We start from the raw sequence: 20557 nt of genomic DNA, 5'->3' as shown, positions 1-20557 counted from the left end.
GCGCCGTTCAGGCGGCGCTGACAGCCTTGGGGGGCAGGGACTCCAGATAGCGCGAGAGGTTTGCCACCGTCTCGGCGCCGGCCGCCCTGAAGTCTGCGGCCGCCTGTTCCAGGGCCGGCCGGTCGCCGGCCTTCGCCCGCTCTTCCAGCCTGCCGGCGAAGCCGCCCAGGTTCGGCGCACCAATGTTCAGGCACAGGCCGCGCAGCGTGTGCAGATCCTGAACGAGAACCCTGAGCTCTCGCTCGGCGGCGGCATCGCCGAAATGCTCAGTTCCCCGATCGATCTCGGCGCAGGCGTCGCGGACCATGCGCACGAAGATGTCGTGTGGGGTGAGAGAGCGCAGGGTCGACAGGCGCGCCCGGTCGATCTCCGGTGCGCCGGCGTCCTCGTCCGGCTGATCCGTCGTCGTCGCGGGTGCGGCCCTTGCGCCCGGCGCCACCGCGGCCTTCAGGGTATTCAGGAACACCTCGAAATCCATTGGCTTCGTCAGGTAGCTGAAGAAGCCTTTCGCCAGGCCCGTGGCCACGTCCTGAGGCATCGCCGCGGCCGTCAGAGCGATCACCGGGATGTTCCGGGTCCGGGGATCGGCGCGCAGCCGGGCATGGACCTCGTGGCCGGTCATGTCCGGCAGGTTGAGGTCGAGGACGATCACATCGGGCCGACGTTCGGTGGCCCGCGCGATGCCGTCCTCGCCGGTCTCCGCCGGCACGAAGGTGACGTCGCGCAGGGTGCCGACCGCGTGCTCGACGATCTGCATGTTGATCGGGTTGTCCTCGACGCACAGCACAGTGAAGGCGCCGACATCGGACGCGTCGTTGCGGGCGAGGAGGGGCGGCGGCGCCGGTTCGGCGTCGAAGGCGGCCTCGTGGCTGCGCGGCAGGCTCAGCCAGAACGTGCTGCCGGACGGCTCCGCCGGCAGGTAGCCGATCTGCCCCGACATGGCGGTGACCAGCTTCTTACTGAGCGCAAGGCCGATGCCGGTACCCTCGATGTTGCCGAACTCGGCACCCAGCCGCTCGAACGGCGAGAACAGGCGCGCGGCCTTCTGGGGGGCGATGCCCGGTCCGGAATCGGTGACCAGGATCGTCGTCTGGTCGTCGTCCTGCTCGACGCGAATGCGCACGAACCCGTTCGGCCTGTTGTACTTGATGGCGTTCGACAGCAGGTTCAGCAGGACCTGGACCGAGCGTTGATTGTCGGCCCGCACATTCCCGACATCGGGGGCGATATCCAGGGTGAGGTCGATGGATCGATGATCCGCCAGCGGACGGACGCTTTCCACGGCGCGCTCGATCATGTGGCGCACGTTGATGCTTTCCTCGGTCACCTTCATCCGGCCGGCCTCGACGCTCGACAGGTCGAGGATGTCGTTGACCAGGCTGAGCAGAAGCTGGCCGCTGGAGACGATGTAGCCGCTGTATTCGGTGACCTGCTCGGCCGTCATGTCCCGGGTCTGGGCGCGCTGCAGGATCTCGCCGAAGCCGATGATCGCGTTCAGCGGCGTCCGCAGCTCGTGGCTCATGCTCGCCAGGAAGTCCGACTTGGCCTTGTTCGCGGCATCGGCGTCGTCGCGGGCCCGGCGGATCTCCTCATAGGCCATCTCGCGCTCGGTCACGTCGAAACGCAGAAGCACCCGGCCGCCATCCGACGTCATGCGTTCGATCATCTCGATCGCCCGGCCGTTGATATGGACCTGGGTCGTCGAGTTCGCGGCCATATGGCGCTTCATCCGCCAGCGGATCCAGCCTTCCGGGTCCTCGCGTGCCTCCTCGATGAACCCCCGTTCGACAACACGGCGTACGATGGTCTCGAAGGAGTCGCCCAGCCGCTCGACGAAGCCGTGGCCCGTCGGCTGCTGCGAGGGCGCGTTCTGGTAGATCAGTTCATCCGCCTCGTTGAACAGCATGAAGCCGCCGGGGATCGCGTTGGTGGCGTCTTTCAGCCGTTCCTTGGCGTCGATGAAATCGGTGATGTCGCGGGCGCTGCCCCGGTATCCGGTGAAGGTGCCGTCGGTGTCGAAGATCGGCACGCCGCTGGTCCGGATCCAGCGGATGCCGCTGGGGGACCGCCGGGGATATTCGAAATCGGAGAACGGCAGGTGTTGGTCCAGGACGGCCTGGTGCTCCTGGAGGCTGCTCGGGTTCGGCATGAGCTCGCGGGCGCACATGTCGATGCGTCGCTTGCCCATGTGCCACTGGGCCGTCGCGTGGGAGGCCTGCTCCACCGCCTTGGACATCCACACCATCCGGTGCTCGGCATCGGTCTCCCAGAACCAGTCGCCCGACGCCTCGGCATAGTCGCGGAACCGCGCTTCGCTGTAGCGCAGGCGCTTGCTGACCGCTTCGCGCCGGTCGATCTGGATGTAGAGGGCGACGGCGATGGCCACGAGCAGGAAGACCACCAGAAGCAGCCGCCAGAGGCCGCTGATCAGGTCGTCGTAGAAATCGGCCAGGGCATCCGACTGTTCGACCGACGCGGTCAGGACGAAGCGCCGATCCGCTGTGGTCGCATAGCCGACGATGGGGAACGTGTCGCCCAGCAGGTTCTCCGGGCTCAGAATGCCCGATCCCGCCGTGGCTATGGCCCCGACCCTGAAGACGGGGGCGGTTGCCGCGGGATCCCTCCAGTCCGTGCTCGCCGGATGTCTGGCCAGGACCGAACCGTCGAGCCGCGACAGCGTCACCACCGCATTGAGACCGAGATCGGCGGCCGCGAACAATTCCGAGAAGTAATTCGGATTGACGGTGCCGTAGACCAGTCCGGCGAAATCTCCGTCCGGATCGGCCAGGCTGCGGCCGGCGAAGAAGATGTTGGCGCCGAGTATGGCCGAATGGAACTGCTCGGAGATATAGGGCGTCGCGCGCGGATTGTTGACGCTGCGCAGGATGCGGAAGCCGGTCGTATGGGCGATGTTCAGTGGCGTCGGGCTCTCCGCATCGGATGTGGCAATGCGCGTTCCGTTCCTATCGACCCAGCCTACGGATCTGAGCACGGGGGTGCCGCCATGCACCGTCAGCAGCATCCGGTAGATGGATTTCGGGCCGAGATGCCCGGCTTCCGCTTCGTCCCGGATCCGGGAGATTTCCCGCAGGGCGGCGTCCATGCCGTCGAAGACGCGGGCGGTATGCTGGGCCAGCAGTTCGGAGGTACGGCGCGCGGTCTCCTGTGTACGCGCAAGTTCCTGATGATAGAGCTGCCATTTGTCCCAGACGAACGACGAGACAAGCGCCGCCAGGCCGATCGTCGCGCCGATCAGCACCTGATGTTTCGGTCTAATGCTCTGCCAGAACAGGCCCAAGACTGCACTCCGTCGAACGGTCTTCGACAAAGTTTTCAGTCATATCGATTAGGAATACCTTAACGACGTCGGCTTTTCTCGCAGGGCTCAGCCGTAGTCGATCGGCGTGGCATCCCGGCCGTCGCGGTGCCACTGCCAGTAGCTGTCCTTCAGGCGGGCGGAGATCGGGCCGGGTCGGTCGTTGGACAGGATCGTGCCGTCGATGCGGGCGGCCGGCATGACGCCGCCGGCGGTGGTCGAGGTGAAGATCTCGTCGGCATCGCGCAGTTCGTCGGCGGTGATCGCCCGGATCTCCCAGGGGATGCCCAGCTCGTCGCACAGGTCGAACACGGTCTGCCGGGTGATGCCCTCCAGCGCGCCGCGGTCGGGGGAGACCACCGTGCCGTCCTTGACAAGGAACACGTTGAAGCCCGGGCCTTCGGTCACCAGTCCGTCCGCATCCAGCAGCACGGCGTTGTCGGCGCCGGCATCCTCGGCCTCGAACATGGCCCGCACCAGGTCGCCCCAATGGTAGTTCTTGATGGTCGGATCGACGCTCTTCGGGGAGATGCGCTGGGTCCTGGCGACGATCAGGTGGGCGCCGCGCTCCTGCACATCGGGCGGGATCACATCGATCCAGGGAATGGCATAGGCGTAGAAGCGGTTCTGCATCAGGCTCGGCCGGCGCGGCATCCCGGGCAGCGGGACGCCCCGGGTGGCGATCATCGCCACATAGGCCTCGCGCAGGCCCGACAGCCGCACGCATTCGGTCAGAATCCCGGCGATCTCGGCGCGCGAATAGGTCAGCGACATGCGCAGTCCGGCCACGGACTTCTCGAACCGCGTCAGATGATGGTCGAGACGGAAGAACGCCCCGCCCCAGACATGGACCACGTCATAGGTGACGTCGGACTTGCCGAAGCCCCAATCGAAGATCGAGATCGAGGCCTCGCCGGCGGGCACGTAGCGGCCGTTGCAGAACGCCGCCCCTTTGGAGAAATCGGTACCGGCCTGCGCGTCGGGAGCGGTGAGATCGTTCATGGCGGATCCTCTTCCTGCCTTCTCCCCTAGAGTGCCCCTGCGGTAGGACTGAGGAAAATAGTCAAAATGCCGAAGGGAGAACCCGCATGCCCCAGGACCACATCACCGCCGAAACGCTGGTCGACCGCGAGAAGATCAAGACGCTGAAGGCCCAGTACTGCCGGTTCCTCGACACCAAGCAGTGGGACAGGCTGCGCGGCCTCTTCCTGGAGGACGCGACCTTCGAGGGGTTCGGCTCCGCACCCACAGGCTCCGTGGCGGCCCAGTTCGTCGCCGGCGCCAGCGCCCGCCTGCAGGAGGCCCTGACGGTTCATCACTGCCATATGGCGGAGATCGCGTTCGACGGCCCGGATCGGGCGCGGGCGGTCTGGGCGATGGTGGATGTGGTCCAGTTCCTGGACGGCCGCGAGCCGATCGAGGCCCCCGGCCATAGCGGCTTCACCGGCTACGGCCATTACGAGGATTCCTACCGGCGTGTCGACGGGATCTGGTATTTCGCCACCAAGCGCCTGTCTCGCATCCGCATCGACCCGATCCCGCGCGATCAGCCGGCGGCCCTGACCAACCGGCTGAAGGCGCATGCCGACTGGGTGGGGGTCACAGCAGACTGAGGGGGGCGCCGGGCGGGCGGTCGTTGGTGCCGGTGAGGTCGGCGACCTGCTGCTGGGCCACGGCGAGATGGCGGCCGGCCGGCAGGTAGACGGTGACCCGGGTGCCGACGCCCAACTCGCTCTCCAGAACGAGCGCGCCGCCATGCAGCTCGGCCATCTTGCGCGCCAGCGGCAGGCCGAGTCCGGTCCCCTTCTTCAGATGCGGGGATACGCCGTCGGCCCGGCCGAACGGCTCCATCACCTGACCGAGCGATTCCGGCGGAATGCCGGGACCGGTGTCTGCGACGACGACGGCCACGCGCCCGTCCGGCCCAACGCGAACCTCGATCGAGACCGTGCCGGCCGCCGGCGTGTGCTTCACGGCGTTGCCGAGCAGGTTGATCAGGATCTGGCGGACCTTCACCGGATCGATCAGCAGCGTCATGCCGTTGCGGTCCATATGGGTCTCCAGCCGCACGCCGCCTTCATGGGCCAGGGGCGCGATGACCCGCAGCGTCTCCGCCAGCAGGGCCGCGACATCGGTCGGCTCGTCGGCCAGGGTTTCGCGGCCGACCTCGATCCGGGCGATGTCCAGCAGGTCGTTGATCACCTTCAGAAGGTGCTGGCCGCTGTACAGAATGTCATCGGCGAAGCCCTTGTAGCGCCCGGGCTCGATCTTTCCGAACAGCTCCCGGGACATGATCTCCGAAAAGCCGATGATGGCGTTGAGCGGCGTTCTGAGTTCGTGGCTCATGGACCACAGGAACTGGGTCTTGGAGTCGTTGGCCCGGTCGGCCTCGCGCTTGGCGATCTCCAGCTCGCGGGTACGCTCCTGCACGCGCTGCTCCAGCTCCTGGTTCAGCGTGGCCAGGGCCTCCTCCGAGGCCCGCGCCCGCGCGACGGAGTCCTGAAGCTGGCGTTCGCGCGCAGTCTCCGACAGCACGAGGCTGTTATAGGCCCCGACCACCAGCCCCATCTCGTCGCGGCTGTTCCACAGGACGATGTTGCGCGATCCGGATCTGGCTGAGCGCAGGATGGCGTCGGCCAGGCGGTTGAGCGGACGCCAGATCAGGAACCGGTAGGACAGGCCGCCGGCGATCAGCACGGCAAGGAAGGCCACGGAGATGGCGACGAGGCCGAGCAGCATCTCCAGATTGCGGATTTCGGTCAGCTCGGCATCGGTGAAGCCCGCGCGCAGAATCCAGGCGCCCCGGTCGTCGACCGGAAGCTCGAAATAATGTCCCTCCTGTCCGGCCACACAGCCCTGGGCGGCGGGGAGGGTGGCCGCCACTGTGTTGCCGCTCCTGAGTTCCGCGCAGAGAAAGGCGCGGTCGGCGGCGAGCGGGGCCAGCAGATCGCCGACCAGGGCGGGGTTGGCATAGGCGTCGTGGCGGTCGATCGCGCTGGCGGCCCGGGCGGACAGGTTGCCGACCCGGGCGGTCAGTTGCTCATCGTCCGTGCGGTGCATCAGGCTGAGGATCAGCCAGGCGCAGGGCACGATGATCAGCAGGAAGGCGAGGCTGACGATGGCAAGGAAGCGGATGTGGAGCCGCTGCGACCATCGCGGCCGCGACGGTGGATCCGTCTCGCTCTTTGCCGTGACAGCCGGGGGCACGGTTACCTCGTGACCTTCCCGGCGGCCATCAGGTCCTGGAGCAGCGCGCGGTCGGCCACGGCGGTATGGAACACCGTGTAGCCGCTGCCCTGGCGGGCCATGTAGTAGTCGATCGGCACGTTGTTGCCGGCATCGTCCCGGAAGTCGAAGCACAGGACGAAGTGCTCGCCGAAGACCAGGATCATCGGATGGGCGGTTACCGGGTGCAGCCGCTGGACGTCGCCGCTCGCGCGGTCGAGATGGAGGATCACGCCGTCGACCATGCTGCGGTCGATATGGCGCTGCATGGCGGCCTGGAGGGCGGCCTTCTCCGTCAGCGTCGGCGACGCCTCGGCCAAGGCCGGACCGGTCCCCAGCCCGAGCAGGGCCGCGACCAGAAGGATCGTGCGTAGGGCATTCATCGCGAGACACTCATCGCCGTTTCAGTGCGGTGCAACATGCACGTCACAACTTAAGAAACGATGAAGTGGACGTCCGGTCCCGCGATGTAGACCCGGAGTGTTTCCTAAAGGTTGAGCATACCCTTCAGAGTCTCGACCAATCGGGTCTCTTCGACCACCTCCTGATCGCCGGTCGCCAGCGTCTTCACCTGCCAAGTGCCGGCGGCGAATTCGTCCTCGCCGGCCACCAGCGCCAGCTTGAAACCCTTGCGGTCGGCGTATTTGAACTGCTGGCCGATCTTACGCTGCTCGGTGGCGACCTCCGCCCCGATCCCCGCCTTGCGCAGCAGGCCGGCAATGGTGAGGTAGCGGTCGAGCTTGTCCTGGTCGAGCACGGTGACCAGCACCGGCGCGGTGGTCGCCTGTTCCACCGGCAGCAGCCCCGCCTCCATCAGGCGGGTGACCAGACGGGTCAGGCCGATGGAGATGCCCACGCCCGGCAGCTTGCGGTTGGTATAGAGCCCGGCCAGGTTCTCGTATCGCCCGCCGGAGCAGATGCTGCCGATGGACGGGTGGTCGACCAGGGTCGTCTCGTAGACCGTGCCGGTGTAGTAGCTGAGCCCGCGGGCGACCGAGAGGTCGAGGATGAAGGTCTCCGGTGTCAGGCCGAGGCTGGCGGCCGCGCGGGCCACGGTCGTCAGTTCCTCCACGCCGGCGGCATAAGTCTCGTTCAGGCTGTCGGCCGGTGCCAGGTCCAGCAGCTTGCCGATCACCTCCTCCGCCGGGCCGCGGAGGGAGACATAGGCCATGATCAGGTCGAGCTGCCTGTCGGCCAGGGTATAGGTCTCGCCCAACTCCTTGCGGATCTCGTCCGGGCCGACCTTGTCGATCTTGTCGATCACCCGCATGGCGTCGGCGATCGAGCCGGACGGGATGCCGGTGCCCGACAGGAAGCCCTCGAGCAGCTTGCGGTTGCTCATGCGGATCTGGAACGGCCCGATATTCATCTCCTTGAAGATGCCGTCGATGATCGCCGGGATCTCCGCATCGATGATCAGGCTCAGCGTCTGGTCGCCGACCACGTCGATGTCGCACTGGATGAATTCGCGGTAGCGCCCGGCCTGCGCCCGCTCGCCGCGCCAGACCGGCTGGATCTGGTAGCGCCGGAACGGGAAGGTCAGCTCGCCGGCGTGCTGGGCGACGAAGCGCGCCATCGGCACGGTGAGGTCGAAGCGCAGGGCAAAGTCGGTGTCCTCGCCGCCATCGGCGATGCGGTGCACGCCATAGACCTGCCGGTCGACGCTGTCCCCACCTTCCTTGGCCAGCAGCACCTCGCGCAGCTCGAAGGCCGGGGTGCTGAGCGGCACGGCACCGGCCAGCTCGAAATGCTTCCGCACGATCTCGACGCAGCGGTTGAAGGTGATCTGCTCGGCGGGCAGGAACTCCCGCAGGCCGCTGATGGAACGGGGGCGAATCATGGCGTGCCGCTTCCCTTGTCGAAGTGCGTGTCGGCGCTCGGTCGCGCTGGGGCCTCTGAACTAGAAGTTTGGACGGTCGGGGGCAATAGGAGAGTGTGGGGGCAGGGCGGGAACCCCCTCACCACCATGCCGTCACCCTGGCTCTGCTCCTGTCATCCTGAACTTGATTCAGGATCAAGCCGCAGACGTTCGTTGCTTGATCCTGATGTGCATCAAGATGACGGGTGGGGCGGAGCTTGTTTTCCCCAACCTTCGTCATCCCGGACAGGCCCGTCCCGGATTAAATCCGGGATTGATCCGGGGCTGGGCCGGGACCCCGTGCCGACGGTGCCCGCTGGGTCCCGGCCGGCCCCCGGATCAGGTCCGGGGAGCCGCCGGGATGACGGTTGGAGGGGTAGAGGGGTATCCCCGCTTCGCCGCCGTTGCCGCCGCATCTACGCTGCCGTCCGAGGCGATCACCACGCCGAACGCGTCTTCCGCCGTCGCCACCGAGATCAGCCCATCCAGCACGTCATCCGCCACCGCCTGCGGGTCGCGGGTCATCGGGTCGCCATAGCCGCCGCCGGCGGGGCCGAGGCAGCGGAAGCGGTCGCCCTTGGCGATGCGCATGTGCGGCACCTTCGACGGCAGCTCGCGCACGGCCCCCGAGGGCGTATGCAGCCGTAACTCCGCCTGCCTGCCGGACGCCCCGCCGTCGAAGCCCCAGGGGGCGAAGCCGTGGCCCTCACCCTCCACGGACGCGCCGCCATCGGCCAGATACTCGAACTCCCGCACCGAGCCGAGGCCGCCGCGCCACTTGCCGGCACCGACCACATCCTCGCGCAGCTCGTAGCGCGACACCCGCAGGGGCAGGTGGGTCTCGATATCCTCGATCGGGTTGTTGCGGGTATTGGCGTAGAGCGTATCGACCGCGTCCATGCCATCGCTGCCGTGGCGGCCGCCGTAGCTGCCCTCGAAGATCTCCATATGAACCCAGTGCTTACCAGCATTGAGACCGGAGAAGGCGATAACCTTCAGGTTGCCGATCCCGGCCGACACGTTGTGCGGCATCGCCTGGGCCAGCGCCTTCATCACCGTGTCGGCAAGCTGGTTGCCGGGGCAGAAGCGGGCGATGGTCGGGGCCGGGAAGACCGGATTGGCGAGGCAGCCATGCGGCGCCTTGATCTTGATCGGCCGGGTCAGCCCGTCATTCACCGGGATATGGCCGTGCACCGCCGTGTCCAGCAACACGGAGCGGATGGTCAGCCAGATGGCGATATCGGCGGTGCCGACCAGCGGCATGTTGATCGGCGCGTCGTCGACCTGATCCGCCGTGCCCTCCAGATCCACCTCGATCTCGTCGCCGCGCACCCGTAGGGTGACGCAGATCGGCAGCTCCTTCTTCTTCGGGTCCGATGAGTCCAGGAACCCGTCGATATAGGTGGTGGCCGAATAGTCGCCGTCCGGTAGCTTGGCGATGGCGCCGCGCATCAGCCGCTCGGCATGGTCCATCGCGCCCTCGCAGGCGGCCTCCAGGGTCTCCACCCCGTAGCGCACCAACAGTTCCTCGAAGCGCTTGGCGCCGATGCGGGCGGCGGCGATCTGCGCCTCCATGTCGCCGACCACCATGTCGGAGACGCGGATGTTGTCGCGCAGGATGTGCCAGACCGGATCGACCTTCTTCCCCTGGTCGTAGACCTTGATCGCCTTGAACTGCAGGCCTTCCGCATAGGCGTCGATGGCGTCGACGATGCCGCAGCTTCCGGGGGTCAGCGCGCCGATATCCAGGTGGTGGGCGGTGGTGCCGGCCCAGGCGATCAGCCGTTCGCCGTGGAAGATCGGCACCATGAAGGCGACATCGGGGCCGTGGCTGGCGCCGGAATAGGCGTCGTTATGCATGATCACGTCGCCCGGCCGCACGATTTCGCCGCGCTTCGACAGGATCTTGTTGATGCCGTGGATATAGCCGGGGATCGGCCCGGATTGCAGCGGCGTGGACTGCGCGCTCTCGGCGAGGCCGCGGCCGCTGGCGTCAACCAACCCGGCGCCGAAATCCTCCGACTCCCGGATGATGGAGGAGTAGGACATGCGCATCAGCCGGTAGCCCATCTCCACCGCGATGTTCTCCAACGCCCCCTGGATGACGGCGACGGTGACCGGGTCGACGCTCGGCTTGGACTGGATATTCATCACGCGTCTCCCTTATCGAGAAGCAGGTTTCCGGCGGCGTCGGCGCGGGCGGTCCAGCCGGGCGGGACCACGGTCGTCGTATCGGTCTGCAGGATCACCGCCGGGCCGGGCACATCAGTGTCGAGCGGCAGCTTGAAGCGGTCGAGGAACGGTGTGGGCATCGTCCGAACGCCTTCGGGCGTTGCGAAGACCGCCTCGCCCTGGCGAACGGTGGCGGCTTCCACGCTGTCGCCGCCGGGGAAGCTGGGCGGCGCGATCTTGGCGGCCTCGCCCTTGGCGGTGACGCGGATGTTCACGATCTCCACCGGACTGCCGGGGAAGGCGTGGCCGTATTCGGCCTCGTGGGCGGCGGCGAAGGCATTCAGCACCTGCTTGACGACCGCGTCCGTGACCTCGCCTTCGGGAAAGGCGACCCGCAGTTCGTAGCCCTGGCCGACATAGCGCAGGTCGCCGGCGCGCTTGTAGCCGACGCTCGCCAGATCGACCTTGTCGGCGGCGAGCTGGGTGCCGAGATCGGCCTCCATCGCCGCGAAATCCGCGTTCAGGCGGGCGAGGTCGATATCGGTGGAGACCTGGAACTCGGTCTTCACCGCGTCGTATTTCAGGTCGGTGGTCAGCAGCCCGACCGCCGAGGTGATGCCCGGCCAGGCGGGGACCAGCACGGTCGGTATGCCGAGCAGGTCGGCCACGTCGGCGGCGTGCAGCGGACCCGCTCCGCCGAAGGCCACCAGGGCGAAGTCGCGGGGATCGAGGCCTTTCTGAACGGTGCGCGAGCGGATCGCGTTGGCCATGTTGGCGTTGACGATGGTCAGGATGCCGGCCGCGGTCTCGTGCACGCCGAGCCCGACCTTGTCGGCGAAGCTGGAGATGACCGTCTGCGAGGCGTCGACATCAAGTGACATCTCGCCGCCCAGGAAGTTCTTCGGGTCGAGCCGGCCGAGGACCACATGGGCGTCGGTCACGGTCGGTTGGTCGCCCCCATGACCGTAGGCCGCCGGGCCGGGACGGGCACCGGCGCTGCGCGGACCGACCCGCATCGCACCGCCCGCATCCACATGGGCGATGGAGCCGCCGCCGGCGCCGATGGTGTGGATGTCGATCATCGGGGCGAGGACCGGATAGCCGCCGATCCAGGTGTCGCGGGCCGTGGCTTCGGCAAAGGCACCGTCGACGGTGATGCCGATATCCGCCGAGGTGCCGCCGATATCCAGCGTGATCAGCGACTTGTGGCCGGAGAGGTCGCCGCTCCACGCCCCGCCCAGCACGCCGGCCGCGGGACCGGAGAGCAGGGTGAGGATCGGCTTCTCGGCCACCATCTTCGCCGTCGCCGCCCCGCCGTTGGAGCCCATGACGTGCAGGTCGCAGCCGAGGCCGCTCTCGTGCATCGCGCTTTCCAGATGGCTGACATAGTCGCGCACCTTCGGCCCGATGAAGGCGTTCATCGCCGCCGTGGTGAAGCGCTCGAACTCCCGGAACTGCGGGGCGACCGAGGCGGAGGTGGTCACGAACGCCTCGGGATACTCCTCGAGGACGATCTCGCGTGCCCGCTCCTCATGGGCCGGGTTGAGGTAGGAGAACAGGAAGCCGATGGCGATGGCCTTCACGCCGGCTGCCTTCAGCTCGCGGGCCGCCTGGCGCACCGCGTCCTCGTCCAGCGGCACCAGCACCTCCCCGCGAGGCGGCGCCAGGCGTTCGGTCACGGTCTTGCGGTGGCGGCGCTTGACCAGCGGGCGGTCCTGCCAGGGGATCTCCTGCATGATGGAATAGTGCTGCGGGCGCTGGTGGCGGCCGATATGCAGGATGTCGCGATAGCCCTCGGTGGTGATCAGCCCGGCCTCGACGCCGTTGTATTCCAGCACCGCGTTGGTGGCGATGGTGGTGCCGTGCATCAGGTGGTCGATGCCGGCCGGATCCACACCCACCCGGCGGCACAGCTCGACGGCGCCCTCGACCACGCCGCGCGACGGGTCGTCCGGCGTGGTCGGCGTCTTGTGGATCACCGTCTCGCCCTTGTTGGTGTCGGTATAGACCAGATCGGTGAACGTCCCGCCGACATCGACGCCAATCAGTTTCATGCTCGTCTCCGCGCCCCGACGGGCGGCTTGGGGTGGGAGGCGTCCGGCTACTCGGCCGCCTTGAGAGGGTCCTGGGGCGCGTGACGCGCGAGGCCGCCGGAATAGGGCTTCACCCGGGGCGGGGCATAAGCGCCGCGCTTGCAGGTCTTCAGGCCCAGGCCGACCAGCGCTTCGGCGAACTTCACTGCGGCCGCCACACCGTCGATCACCGGCACGCCGGTCTCCTCGGTCAGCGCCGCGGCCAGGTCGGTCATGCCGGCGCAGCCCAGCAGCACGGCCTCGGCCCGGTCCTGCTCGATGGCGGCGAGCACCTGTTCGCGCACCTTGGCGGCGGCGGCCCCGCCTTCCTCCTCCAACGCCAGCACCGGAATGGATGCGGCGCGGACCCGGCGGCAGTGGCGCTCGAACCCGTATTTCAGGGCCAGCATCTCGATGATCGGCACCGAGCGGTCCAGGGTGGTGACGACCGAGAAGCCGTGGCCGACCATGGAGGCGGCCGCCATCGCCGCCTCGCAGATGCCGACCACCGGCACGTCGACGATCTCGCGGCAGGCCTCCAGGCCCGGGTCGTCGAAACAGGCGATGACGACGGCGTCGGCACCGGTGGCGACCCCCTTCCGCGTCTCCTCCAGCAGGCCGGGCAGGCAGAAGGCCTCGTCGTAATGCCCCTCGATGCTGACCGGCCCGTCGGCCGGGTTCAGGGCGACGATCTCCGTTCCGACCGCCGCGACCGCCATCGCGGTCTCACGGATCTTGTCGGTCATGGAGGCGGTGGTGTTCGGATTGATGACGAGGATGCGCATGGTCAGACCGGTTCTCCCTGGACCGTTCCCCGGGCGTCGACGCCGCGGGACGCGCGTCCGACGACATTGAACAGCAGTGTATGCAGCGTGCCGAACGCCTGGGAAGGGTGCGTGACGGCTTCCGAGAGGCGGCTGAAGTCACCTGCCTTGTGACCGTTAAGCAGGTTGCGTGCCAGCGCCAAGGCCCAGTAGCTCCGCCACTTCTGGCGGGAAAATCAACGGCTTCGCCTATTGTTTGGGCAGGTGCTGACCGGTTTGCGGCCAGTGCCGCGGTGCGGTGTCGAAACGCGCCCCATACGTGCGAAGGGCGGCGGGGCCGGCGGTGGCATCGCGCCGATAGATCGATCAGGTCGGAAAACGGGTAGACGCATTGATCATATGAAGTTAGATCAATGAAGCATATTAATCATATGGATGTGGTCGCCATGAAACGAGTGCTTCTCACCGGCGCCGGCGGCGGGATCGGCAAGCGCATGCGTCGCGAGCTCAGCGGCGCCTATCCGATCCTGCGGGTGTCCGACCTGACCGACCTCGGCCCGGCGGCCGACGGCGAGGAGGTCGTGATCGGCGACATCTGCGATCCGGGGGACCGTGCCCGCATGGTCGAGGGGGTCGACGGCATCATCCATCTCGGCGGCCTGTCGGTCGAACACGCCTGGGATGACATCCTGCGGGTGAACATCGACGCCACCTACCGGTTCTACGAGGCCGCCTACGAGGCCGGGGTGAAGCGGATCGTCTTCGCCAGCTCCAACCACGCCATCGGCTTCTATCCGCGCGGCCAGATCCTGGACGGCACCGAACGGCCGCGCCCGGACTGCCGCTATGGCCTGAGCAAGGTGTTCGGCGAGGGGCTGTCCCAGTACTTCGCCGACAATTACGGCCTCGGCGTCCTGTCGATCCGCATCGGCTGGTGCTTCGCCAAGCCGGAAACCCAGCGCCAGCTCGGCTGCTGGGTCAGCATCGGCGACCTGACGCGGCTGTGCCGGGTCGGTCTCGACGCCCCCGAGCTGCACCACGAGATCGTCTACGGCGTGTCCGACAATTCCCGCACTTGGTGGGACAACAGCACGGCCAAGCGCCTCGGCTTCAAGCCGCAGGACACCGCCGATGTCTGGATCCCCGAGGTGGACGCGTCCAACGTGCCGGAGCCGGGCAACGAGATTGCCCTCGGCCTCCAGGGCGGCCCCTTCGCCAGCACCGAGTACAAGGGCGATCCGGCCCGAGTGCTGCCCGCCAAGTCCTGAAAACCCGATCCGAACGATCCATCCGCACCAGGGGGAAGCCTCATGCCCATGTCGCCGCAGGAACTGAAAGCCAAGATGGGCTCGGGGCTGTTGTCCTTCCCCGTCACCCATTTCGACGCCAACCTGGAATTCGCCGAAGGGCCGTATCGCGAGCATGTGGCCTGGCTATCCTCCTACCCCGCCGCTACCCTCTTTGCCGCCGGCGGGACCGGGGAGTACTTCTCCCTTGGCCAGGACGAGTTCCCTTGGATCATCGCCGCCGCAGTTGGCGCCGCCGAGGGGCGCTGCCCGGTGGTTGCCGGCTGCGGGGTGAACACGCGGCGAGCCATTGCCGACGCCAGATCGGCCGAGGCGGCCGGGGCCGACGGCGTCCTGCTGCTGCCGACCTATCTGATGGGCGGCACCCAGGAGGGCCAGTACGCCCATGTGAAGGCGGTCTGCGACGCGGTCTCCATCGGCGTGGTGGTCTACAACCGGGCGACCTCGGTGCTGAAGGCCGAGACCGTCGCCCGGCTGGCCGACGCCTGCCCGAACCTGATCGGCTTCAAGGACGGGGTGGGGGAGATCGACCTGGTCACCCGCATCCGCGCCACGCTGGGCGACCGGCTGGTCTATGTCGGCGGCATGCCGACCCATGAGCTGTTCGCCTCGGCCTATGACGCCGCCGGCTTTTCCACCTATTCCTCCGCGGTGTTCAACTTCGTGCCCGAACTGGCGCTGTCGTTCTACGCCGCGCTGCGGGCCGGCGACCACGCCGCCATGGACCGGATCCTGCACGAATTCTTCTATCCCTTCGCCGATATCCGCGACCGGGTGGCGGGCTATCCGGTGGCGCTGATCAAGGGCGGGCTGAAGGCGGTCGGACGGGACCCCGGATCGGTGCGTCCACCGCTGGTGAACCCGACGGAAAAGGACGTGGCGGACCTCGCCGCGGTGGTCCGAAAGGCGGCCCCGCTCAGCACCGCCGCATAAAAATACGATCAATGGACAGATAGATTGACCAATTCCCGAAAGGGGGCATACTTCTCTTCAAAATAGAATTCCGCCCGCGGGCTCGAACCGGATGACCGGCGGCTGCGGGCGGATACTCGCCAACGCGCGATCAAGAAAAGCCCGGGCAAATCGGGCCTTCATTGGGAGGATGACATGAGACTGATCGACAGGATTGGTGCGACCGCCGCTGCGGTCGTCGTTGCCGCCGGCCTCGCCGGCGCTGCCCAGGCGGCCGAGTGGAAGGGCTGGAACATCCATGTTCCTGACTATCCGAACACCGTCGCCATGGACAAGTTCGCCGACCTGCTGGCCAAAAACAGCGACGGGCGGATCACCCTGAAGATGTTCCACGGCGGCGTACTGGGCAGCCAGCCGGACGCCATTGAGCAGCTGCGCATCGGCGCGATCGAGATCGGCAACTTCAACCTCGGCCCGATCGGTCCGGTGGCGCCGGAGGCGAACGTCGTCTCGCTGCCCTTCATCTTCAAGGACCAGGACCATATGCACCGCGCCATGGACGGCGCCCCGGGCGAGCAGATCAGCGCCGGGATGGAGAAGGTCGGGATCGTGGCGCTCGCCTGGTACGATTCCGGAGCGCGCTCCTTCTACAACACCAAGAAGCCGATCAATAAGCCCGAGGACGTCGCCGGCATGAAGGTGCGGGTGATGAATAACGACCTGTATTCCGGGATGATCTCGGCCATGGGCGGCAACCCGTCGCCGATGGCCTTCTCGGAAGTCTACCAGTCGCTGAAGACCGGCGTGGTCGACGGGGCGGAGAACAACTGGCCGTCCTACGAATCCACCGGGCATTTCGAGGTGGCCGGCTACTACTCGATGTCCGAGCACCTCATCATCCCGGAATGCGTCTGCATCAACGCCGACGTCTATAACGGCCTGTCGGATGCGGATAAGGAGATCGTGCGCAACGCCGCCCGGGAATCCGCCGTCCTGCAGCGCGAGCTCTGGGCCAAGCGGGCCGAGGCGAGCCGCGAGAAGGTCATCAAGGCCGGCGTGAAGTTCAACGACATCGCCGACAAGAAGGCCTTCCAGGACGCGATGAAGCCGGTCTACGCCAAATTCCTGGAGTCCAACCCTGACCTGAAGCCCTTGGTGGAAGCCATCCAGGCCACCCAGTAAGGGGCTTCCTGCACGGCCGCCGGAACGGTCAGTCCCACGACCTCCGGCGGCCTTTTTTTCTTTCCCGGCGGCCCGGATGCCGCCCCCGGTCTTCACCCGGATCTTCAGGGGTCATGCGCCGCCATGCATACGCCGAGTTCGCAGACCAGTGCAGGCCGCAGCGGACCGCTGCACAGGGTGCTCCAGCCGGTCTACCGGCTGCTGGACCTTCTCTGCCAGGTCAGCCTGGTGGTGTCGGGGACCGCCATGGTGACCCTGACCGTGATCTTCGGCTGGCTGGTCTTCGGCCGCTACGTGCTGAACGCCACCCCGACCTGGGTCGAGCAGGTGTCGCTGCTGCTCGTGGCGCTGATCGGTTTCCTCGGCGCCTCCACCGGCGTGCATGAGCGCTCCCACTTGGGCGTGTCGTTCTTCCGCGATGTGGCACCCCGGCCGATCCGGCTGGCGATGGAACTGGTCTCCTACCTGATCATGGCCGTGTTCGGCGCGGTGATGATGGTCAACAGCTACAAGCTGGTGCTGTTCAAGTGGAGCACCGAGATCCCGCTCATCAACCTGCCCGAAGGGCTGCGCGCGGTGCCGCTGACCCTGTGCGGCGCCTTCACCCTGGCCTATTCCCTCGGCCACCTGATCCGCTTCTTCACCGGCGAGCGCCTGGACGACCAGATCCTGGAGACGCCGCCGCAGGATCGTCCATCCATCGATCCGCGACCGTCGGCCGAGTAGGGGGGACGCCACGATGGGCCTGCTGATCCTTCTCGGGGTGTTCGCGCTGTGCGTGGTGATCGGGGTGCCGGTCGCCTTCGCCCTGGGTGTCGCCGCCGTCGCCGCCTTCTTCTACGAGGGCCTGCCGATGGTGATCGCGTTCCAGCGCATCATCTCCGGCATCAACGTCTTCTCGCTGATGGCGATCCCGTTCTTCATCTTCGCGGGCGAACTCATGTTCCACGGCGGCATCGCCATCCGGCTGGTGCGCTTCGCCTCGGCCGCGGTTGGGGCCGTGCGCGGTGGGCTCGGCGTGGTGAACGTGTTCTCCTCCATGCTGTTCGGCGGCATCTCCGGCTCGGCGGTGGCCGATATCTCGGCGCTGGGCTCGATCCTGATCCCGGTGATGAAGGAGAAGGGCTATGACGACGACTATGCGGTGAACGTCACCGTGACTTCGTCGATCGCCGGCATCCTCGTGCCGCCCAGCCACAACATGATCCTGTTCGCCATCGCCGCCGGCGGCGGCATTTCGATCTCGTCGCTGTTCCTGGCCGGCGTCGTGCCCGGGGTGCTGATGTGCATCTGCCTGGCGGTGGCGGCCTATCTGATCGCGGTGAAGCGCGGCTACAAGGCCGAGACCTTCCCCGGGTTCAGCGCCCTGCTGCTGACCTTCGTGGCGGCGATCCCGGGCCTGTTCACCGCCGTGATCATCGTCGGCGGCGTGCTGTCCGGCATCTTCACCGTCACCGAGTCCGGCGCCTTCGGCACGCTCTACGCCTTCGCGATCACCCTGATCGTCTACCGCTCGATGAGTTGGAAGGCGTTCAGCACGGCGGTGGTGAACTCGGTTCGGACCACCTCGATGGTGCTGATCCTGGTCGCCTCGGCTACCGCCTTCGCCTACATGCTCACCTTCTACCAGGTGCCGAACAAGATGATCGACTTCATGACCGGGATCTCCGAGAACCCGATCATGATCCTGATCATGATCAACATCATGCTGCTGATCCTGGGCATGATCATGGACATGGCGGCGCTGATTCTAATCTGCACACCGATCTTCCTGCCCGTCGTCGTGTCCTTCGGCATGGACCCGGTGCAGTTCGGCATGATCCTGATGATGAACCTGGGGCTCGGCCTGTGCACGCCGCCGGTGGGCGCCTGCCTGTTCCTGGGATGTGCCGTGGGCAAGGTGCCGATCGAGCGGGCGGTGCGGACGATCTGGCCGTTCTACGCGGCGATCCTGGTGGCGCTGGTGCTGACCACCTTCATCCCGGCGATCTCGCTGACCCTGCCGAACTGGCTGGCGGGGTAGGTCAGGCGGCGCAGGGCGGCGGTGCGTAGCCGGTCACGCCCGGGTCGAGGGCGAAGACGCCGCCGGCCTGCGGCTGCTTCGCCTCGCTCCCCTTGGTGATCAGCCCTGCGCCCATGCAGGTCACGTAGAGGGTGTCGAGCCGGGGGCCTCCAAAGGCGAGGCAGGTCGGCTTCTCCACCGGCACCTCGATGATGCGGTCGACTTTCCCGCCCGGGGTGATCCGGATCACCTGCCAGCCCTCGATCCCGGCCATCCAGTAGCAGCCGTCGGCATCCATGGCGGCACCGTCGGGCCGTCCGGCCACCTGCCGCGTGTCGAAGAACACCCGGCGGTTCGACGGCGTGCCGCTCTCCAGATCGAAGTCGAAGGCCCAGATGGTGCGCACCGCGGGATGGCTGTCGGACAGATACATGACGGCGCTATCCGGCGAGAAGGCGAGGCCGTTCTGGGTGTAGAAACCGTCCAGCATTTGCGGTGACGATCTGTCCGCCTCCAGCCGGAACAGCAGCCCATTGCCAAGCTCTCCGGCGGCGGCGTTGGCCGGGCCGGCCTTCGGCATGGTGCCGGCCCAGAACCGTCCGGCGGGATCGACGCAGCCGTCGTTGAACCGCATCCCGGCCTCACCGGGTGCGTTCCGGTTCAGCACCTCCACCGCGCCGCTGTCCGGGTTGAAGGCGCACCAGCCTTCTTCCAGTCCGACCACCGCACCGCCGCGCTCCCGCGGGGCCACGCAGCCGACGGCCGACGGCATCGTCCAGGTCTCGTTGCGGCCAGTCGCCGGATCGAATCGGTGCAGGGCCGGGGCGGCGATATCCACCCACCACAGCCGCCGGTCCGCGGCGTCCCAGACGATTCCCTCGCCCAGGGTGGCGCGGGCGTCCAGCACGCAGTCGACGGTGGGGGCCATCGCCGGTCTCCGCTCAGAGCGAAGCGCGGTAGCGCGAGATGCTGCCGCTGAGATGCGCCCGCATGGCGTTGCGCGCCCGGTCGGCCTCGCCGGCGCTGATGGCATCGGCGATGGCCAGATGCTCCTGATGGACCCGCTGCAGATAGTCGTGGCTGATCAGCCGCGCCCGCTGTTCGGCCGACAGGGAACTGCGCGGGATCGCGTTGCGGCCGAGGGATTCCAGAAAGGCCGGGAACAGCGCGTTGTTGGTCCCCTGGGCGACGGCGTCATGGAAGGCGATGTCCAGTTCGACGGTCTTCGCCCCGGTTTCCAGCGCCCGGCCGAAATCGGCCATGTGCTCCCGGATTCGGGCGTCCTGGGACAGGGTCCGGCGGGTCGCGGCCAGGCCGGCCGCCTCCACCTCCACCGCCATGCGCAGCTCCAGCAGATCCAAGGCCTGATACATCTCGCCCGGCAGGAAGGAGGGCATGCCGCGCGGCCGGGACAGGGCCGGGTCGAGCACGAAGATACCGGCCCCGCGCCGCGGCTCGACCAACCCCTCGGCCTTGAGCACGGCGACGGCCTCGCGGATCACGGTGCGGCTGACGCCGAACTCCGCCTCGAGTTCCTTTTCGGTCGGAAGACGGTCGCCCGGTTTCATCGGGCCGTCGGCGATCTTGGCGCGCAGCGCCTGGGTGGTCTGCTGGGTAAGACTGATGCTGCCCGTCATTGGCGCTGGCCGATCTCCGGAGTATTCCTGCTGTGTCCGACCAAGATACCCTGCATGTACGACTTTTGGTGATCTTCGTCAGATATATTTAACCCGTAATCTGGGGCGAG

At 67.2% G+C, this 20557-nt stretch carries 17 protein-coding genes; 6 read left to right on the top strand and 11 right to left on the bottom strand.

Going from position 1 to position 20557, the window contains the following annotated elements:
• Positions 1-7: 7 nt before the first annotated feature.
• Positions 8-3298: an ATP-binding protein gene (locus ACOQOP_RS09660; RefSeq protein WP_420566121.1), complete on the bottom strand. Its 3291-nt coding sequence runs from the start codon at positions 3296-3298 to the stop codon at positions 8-10.
• Between the two features lie 87 nt (positions 3299-3385).
• Positions 3386-4318 carry an aminotransferase class IV gene (locus tag ACOQOP_RS09655; RefSeq protein ID WP_420566120.1) on the bottom strand — a complete coding sequence of 311 codons (933 nt, stop codon included), beginning with the start codon at positions 4316-4318 and terminating at the stop codon, positions 3386-3388.
• Between the two features lie 86 nt (positions 4319-4404).
• Between ACOQOP_RS09655 and ACOQOP_RS09650 the strand changes: the two genes are divergently transcribed.
• Positions 4405-4929, top strand: a complete 525-nt coding sequence (locus ACOQOP_RS09650) for a nuclear transport factor 2 family protein (RefSeq protein WP_420566119.1) — start codon at positions 4405-4407, stop codon at positions 4927-4929.
• Here the strand turns inward: ACOQOP_RS09650 and ACOQOP_RS09645 are convergent.
• The 7 genes from ACOQOP_RS09645 to ACOQOP_RS09615 form a co-directional block, all read right to left on the bottom strand.
• Entirely contained in the window at positions 4916-6523 is a 1608-nt protein-coding gene (locus ACOQOP_RS09645; RefSeq protein ID WP_420566118.1) for an ATP-binding protein, read from the bottom strand. The genes ACOQOP_RS09650 and ACOQOP_RS09645 overlap by 14 nt on opposite strands.
• Positions 6524-6525: 2 nt before the next feature.
• Positions 6526-6924, bottom strand: a complete 399-nt coding sequence (locus tag ACOQOP_RS09640; RefSeq protein WP_420566117.1) for a hypothetical protein — start codon at positions 6922-6924, stop codon at positions 6526-6528.
• Positions 6925-7028: 104 nt separating this feature from the next.
• The gene (hisS, locus tag ACOQOP_RS09635; protein ID WP_420566116.1) at positions 7029-8381 is read right to left on the bottom strand and encodes a histidine--tRNA ligase; all 1353 of its coding nucleotides are present in this window, start codon (positions 8379-8381) and stop codon (positions 7029-7031) included.
• A gap of 357 nt (positions 8382-8738) precedes the next feature.
• Positions 8739-10550 carry a hydantoinase B/oxoprolinase family protein gene (locus ACOQOP_RS09630; protein ID WP_420566115.1) on the bottom strand — a complete coding sequence of 604 codons (1812 nt, stop codon included), beginning with the start codon at positions 10548-10550 and terminating at the stop codon, positions 8739-8741.
• Positions 10550-12625 carry a hydantoinase/oxoprolinase family protein gene (locus tag ACOQOP_RS09625; protein ID WP_420566114.1) on the bottom strand — a complete coding sequence of 692 codons (2076 nt, stop codon included), beginning with the start codon at positions 12623-12625 and terminating at the stop codon, positions 10550-10552. The genes ACOQOP_RS09630 and ACOQOP_RS09625 overlap by 1 nt, the downstream gene beginning before the upstream one ends.
• Positions 12626-12672: 47 nt before the next feature.
• On the bottom strand, positions 12673-13428 hold the full coding sequence (locus ACOQOP_RS09620) for an aspartate/glutamate racemase family protein (RefSeq protein WP_420566113.1): 756 nt from the start codon (positions 13426-13428) through the stop codon (positions 12673-12675).
• Between the two features lie 2 nt (positions 13429-13430).
• Positions 13431-13610 carry a hypothetical protein gene (locus ACOQOP_RS09615; RefSeq protein ID WP_420566112.1) on the bottom strand — a complete coding sequence of 60 codons (180 nt, stop codon included), beginning with the start codon at positions 13608-13610 and terminating at the stop codon, positions 13431-13433.
• Positions 13611-13853: 243 nt separating this feature from the next.
• On the opposite strand from ACOQOP_RS09615, the gene ACOQOP_RS09610 reads away from it, so the two are divergent.
• The 5 genes from ACOQOP_RS09610 to ACOQOP_RS09590 all read left to right on the top strand — a co-directional run bounded on the left by ACOQOP_RS09610 (position 13854) and on the right by ACOQOP_RS09590 (position 18831).
• Positions 13854-14675, top strand: a complete 822-nt coding sequence (locus tag ACOQOP_RS09610) for an NAD-dependent epimerase/dehydratase family protein (RefSeq protein WP_420566111.1) — start codon at positions 13854-13856, stop codon at positions 14673-14675.
• 42 nt (positions 14676-14717) lie between these two features.
• Complete coding sequence (gene kdgD, locus ACOQOP_RS09605; RefSeq protein ID WP_420566110.1) at positions 14718-15647, top strand: 5-dehydro-4-deoxyglucarate dehydratase; 930 nt, start codon at positions 14718-14720, stop codon at positions 15645-15647.
• A 174-nt stretch (positions 15648-15821) separates the two neighbouring features.
• Entirely contained in the window at positions 15822-16808 is a 987-nt protein-coding gene (locus tag ACOQOP_RS09600) for a TRAP transporter substrate-binding protein (protein ID WP_420566109.1), read from the top strand.
• A gap of 123 nt (positions 16809-16931) precedes the next feature.
• On the top strand, positions 16932-17534 hold the full coding sequence (locus ACOQOP_RS09595) for a TRAP transporter small permease (protein WP_420566108.1): 603 nt from the start codon (positions 16932-16934) through the stop codon (positions 17532-17534).
• 13 nt (positions 17535-17547) lie between these two features.
• Positions 17548-18831, top strand: a complete 1284-nt coding sequence (locus tag ACOQOP_RS09590; protein ID WP_420566107.1) for a TRAP transporter large permease — start codon at positions 17548-17550, stop codon at positions 18829-18831.
• A 1-nt stretch (position 18832) separates the two neighbouring features.
• Here ACOQOP_RS09590 and ACOQOP_RS09585 read toward each other — a convergent pair whose 3' ends face one another.
• Together ACOQOP_RS09585 and ACOQOP_RS09580 are read right to left on the bottom strand one after the other, a co-directional pair.
• The gene (locus ACOQOP_RS09585; RefSeq protein WP_420566106.1) at positions 18833-19738 is read right to left on the bottom strand and encodes an SMP-30/gluconolactonase/LRE family protein; all 906 of its coding nucleotides are present in this window, start codon (positions 19736-19738) and stop codon (positions 18833-18835) included.
• Between the two features lie 13 nt (positions 19739-19751).
• Positions 19752-20447 carry a FadR/GntR family transcriptional regulator gene (locus ACOQOP_RS09580; RefSeq protein ID WP_420566105.1) on the bottom strand — a complete coding sequence of 232 codons (696 nt, stop codon included), beginning with the start codon at positions 20445-20447 and terminating at the stop codon, positions 19752-19754.
• Between the last annotated feature and the right edge of the window lie 110 nt (positions 20448-20557).

The sequence above is a fragment of the Thalassobaculum sp. genome (assembly GCF_965223715.1).
Lineage (GTDB): Bacteria > Pseudomonadota > Alphaproteobacteria > Thalassobaculales > Thalassobaculaceae > Thalassobaculum.
The sequence above is the reverse complement of the archived record's forward strand: the minus strand, read 5'-3'. Positions and strand labels throughout refer to the sequence as shown.

Excerpts from the sequence above, each read along its gene's own strand:
- ACOQOP_RS09655 (WP_420566120.1), bottom strand. The coding sequence starts at position 4,318 with ATGAACGATCTCACCGCTCCCGACGCGCAGGCCGGTACCGATTTCTCC.
- ACOQOP_RS09650 (WP_420566119.1), top strand. The coding sequence starts at position 4,405 with ATGCCCCAGGACCACATCACCGCCGAAACGCTGGTCGACCGCGAGAAG.
- ACOQOP_RS09640 (WP_420566117.1), bottom strand. The coding sequence starts at position 6,924 with ATGAATGCCCTACGCACGATCCTTCTGGTCGCGGCCCTGCTCGGGCTG.
- hisS (WP_420566116.1), bottom strand. The coding sequence starts at position 8,381 with ATGATTCGCCCCCGTTCCATCAGCGGCCTGCGGGAGTTCCTGCCCGCC.
- ACOQOP_RS09630 (WP_420566115.1), bottom strand. The coding sequence starts at position 10,550 with ATGAATATCCAGTCCAAGCCGAGCGTCGACCCGGTCACCGTCGCCGTC.
- ACOQOP_RS09625 (WP_420566114.1), bottom strand. The coding sequence starts at position 12,625 with ATGAAACTGATTGGCGTCGATGTCGGCGGGACGTTCACCGATCTGGTC.
- ACOQOP_RS09620 (WP_420566113.1), bottom strand. The coding sequence starts at position 13,428 with ATGCGCATCCTCGTCATCAATCCGAACACCACCGCCTCCATGACCGAC.
- ACOQOP_RS09610 (WP_420566111.1), top strand. The coding sequence starts at position 13,854 with ATGAAACGAGTGCTTCTCACCGGCGCCGGCGGCGGGATCGGCAAGCGC.
- kdgD (WP_420566110.1), top strand. The coding sequence starts at position 14,718 with ATGCCCATGTCGCCGCAGGAACTGAAAGCCAAGATGGGCTCGGGGCTG.
- ACOQOP_RS09600 (WP_420566109.1), top strand. The coding sequence starts at position 15,822 with ATGAGACTGATCGACAGGATTGGTGCGACCGCCGCTGCGGTCGTCGTT.
- ACOQOP_RS09595 (WP_420566108.1), top strand. The coding sequence starts at position 16,932 with ATGCATACGCCGAGTTCGCAGACCAGTGCAGGCCGCAGCGGACCGCTG.
- ACOQOP_RS09590 (WP_420566107.1), top strand. The coding sequence starts at position 17,548 with ATGGGCCTGCTGATCCTTCTCGGGGTGTTCGCGCTGTGCGTGGTGATC.
- ACOQOP_RS09585 (WP_420566106.1), bottom strand. The coding sequence starts at position 19,738 with ATGGCCCCCACCGTCGACTGCGTGCTGGACGCCCGCGCCACCCTGGGC.
- ACOQOP_RS09580 (WP_420566105.1), bottom strand. The coding sequence starts at position 20,447 with ATGACGGGCAGCATCAGTCTTACCCAGCAGACCACCCAGGCGCTGCGC.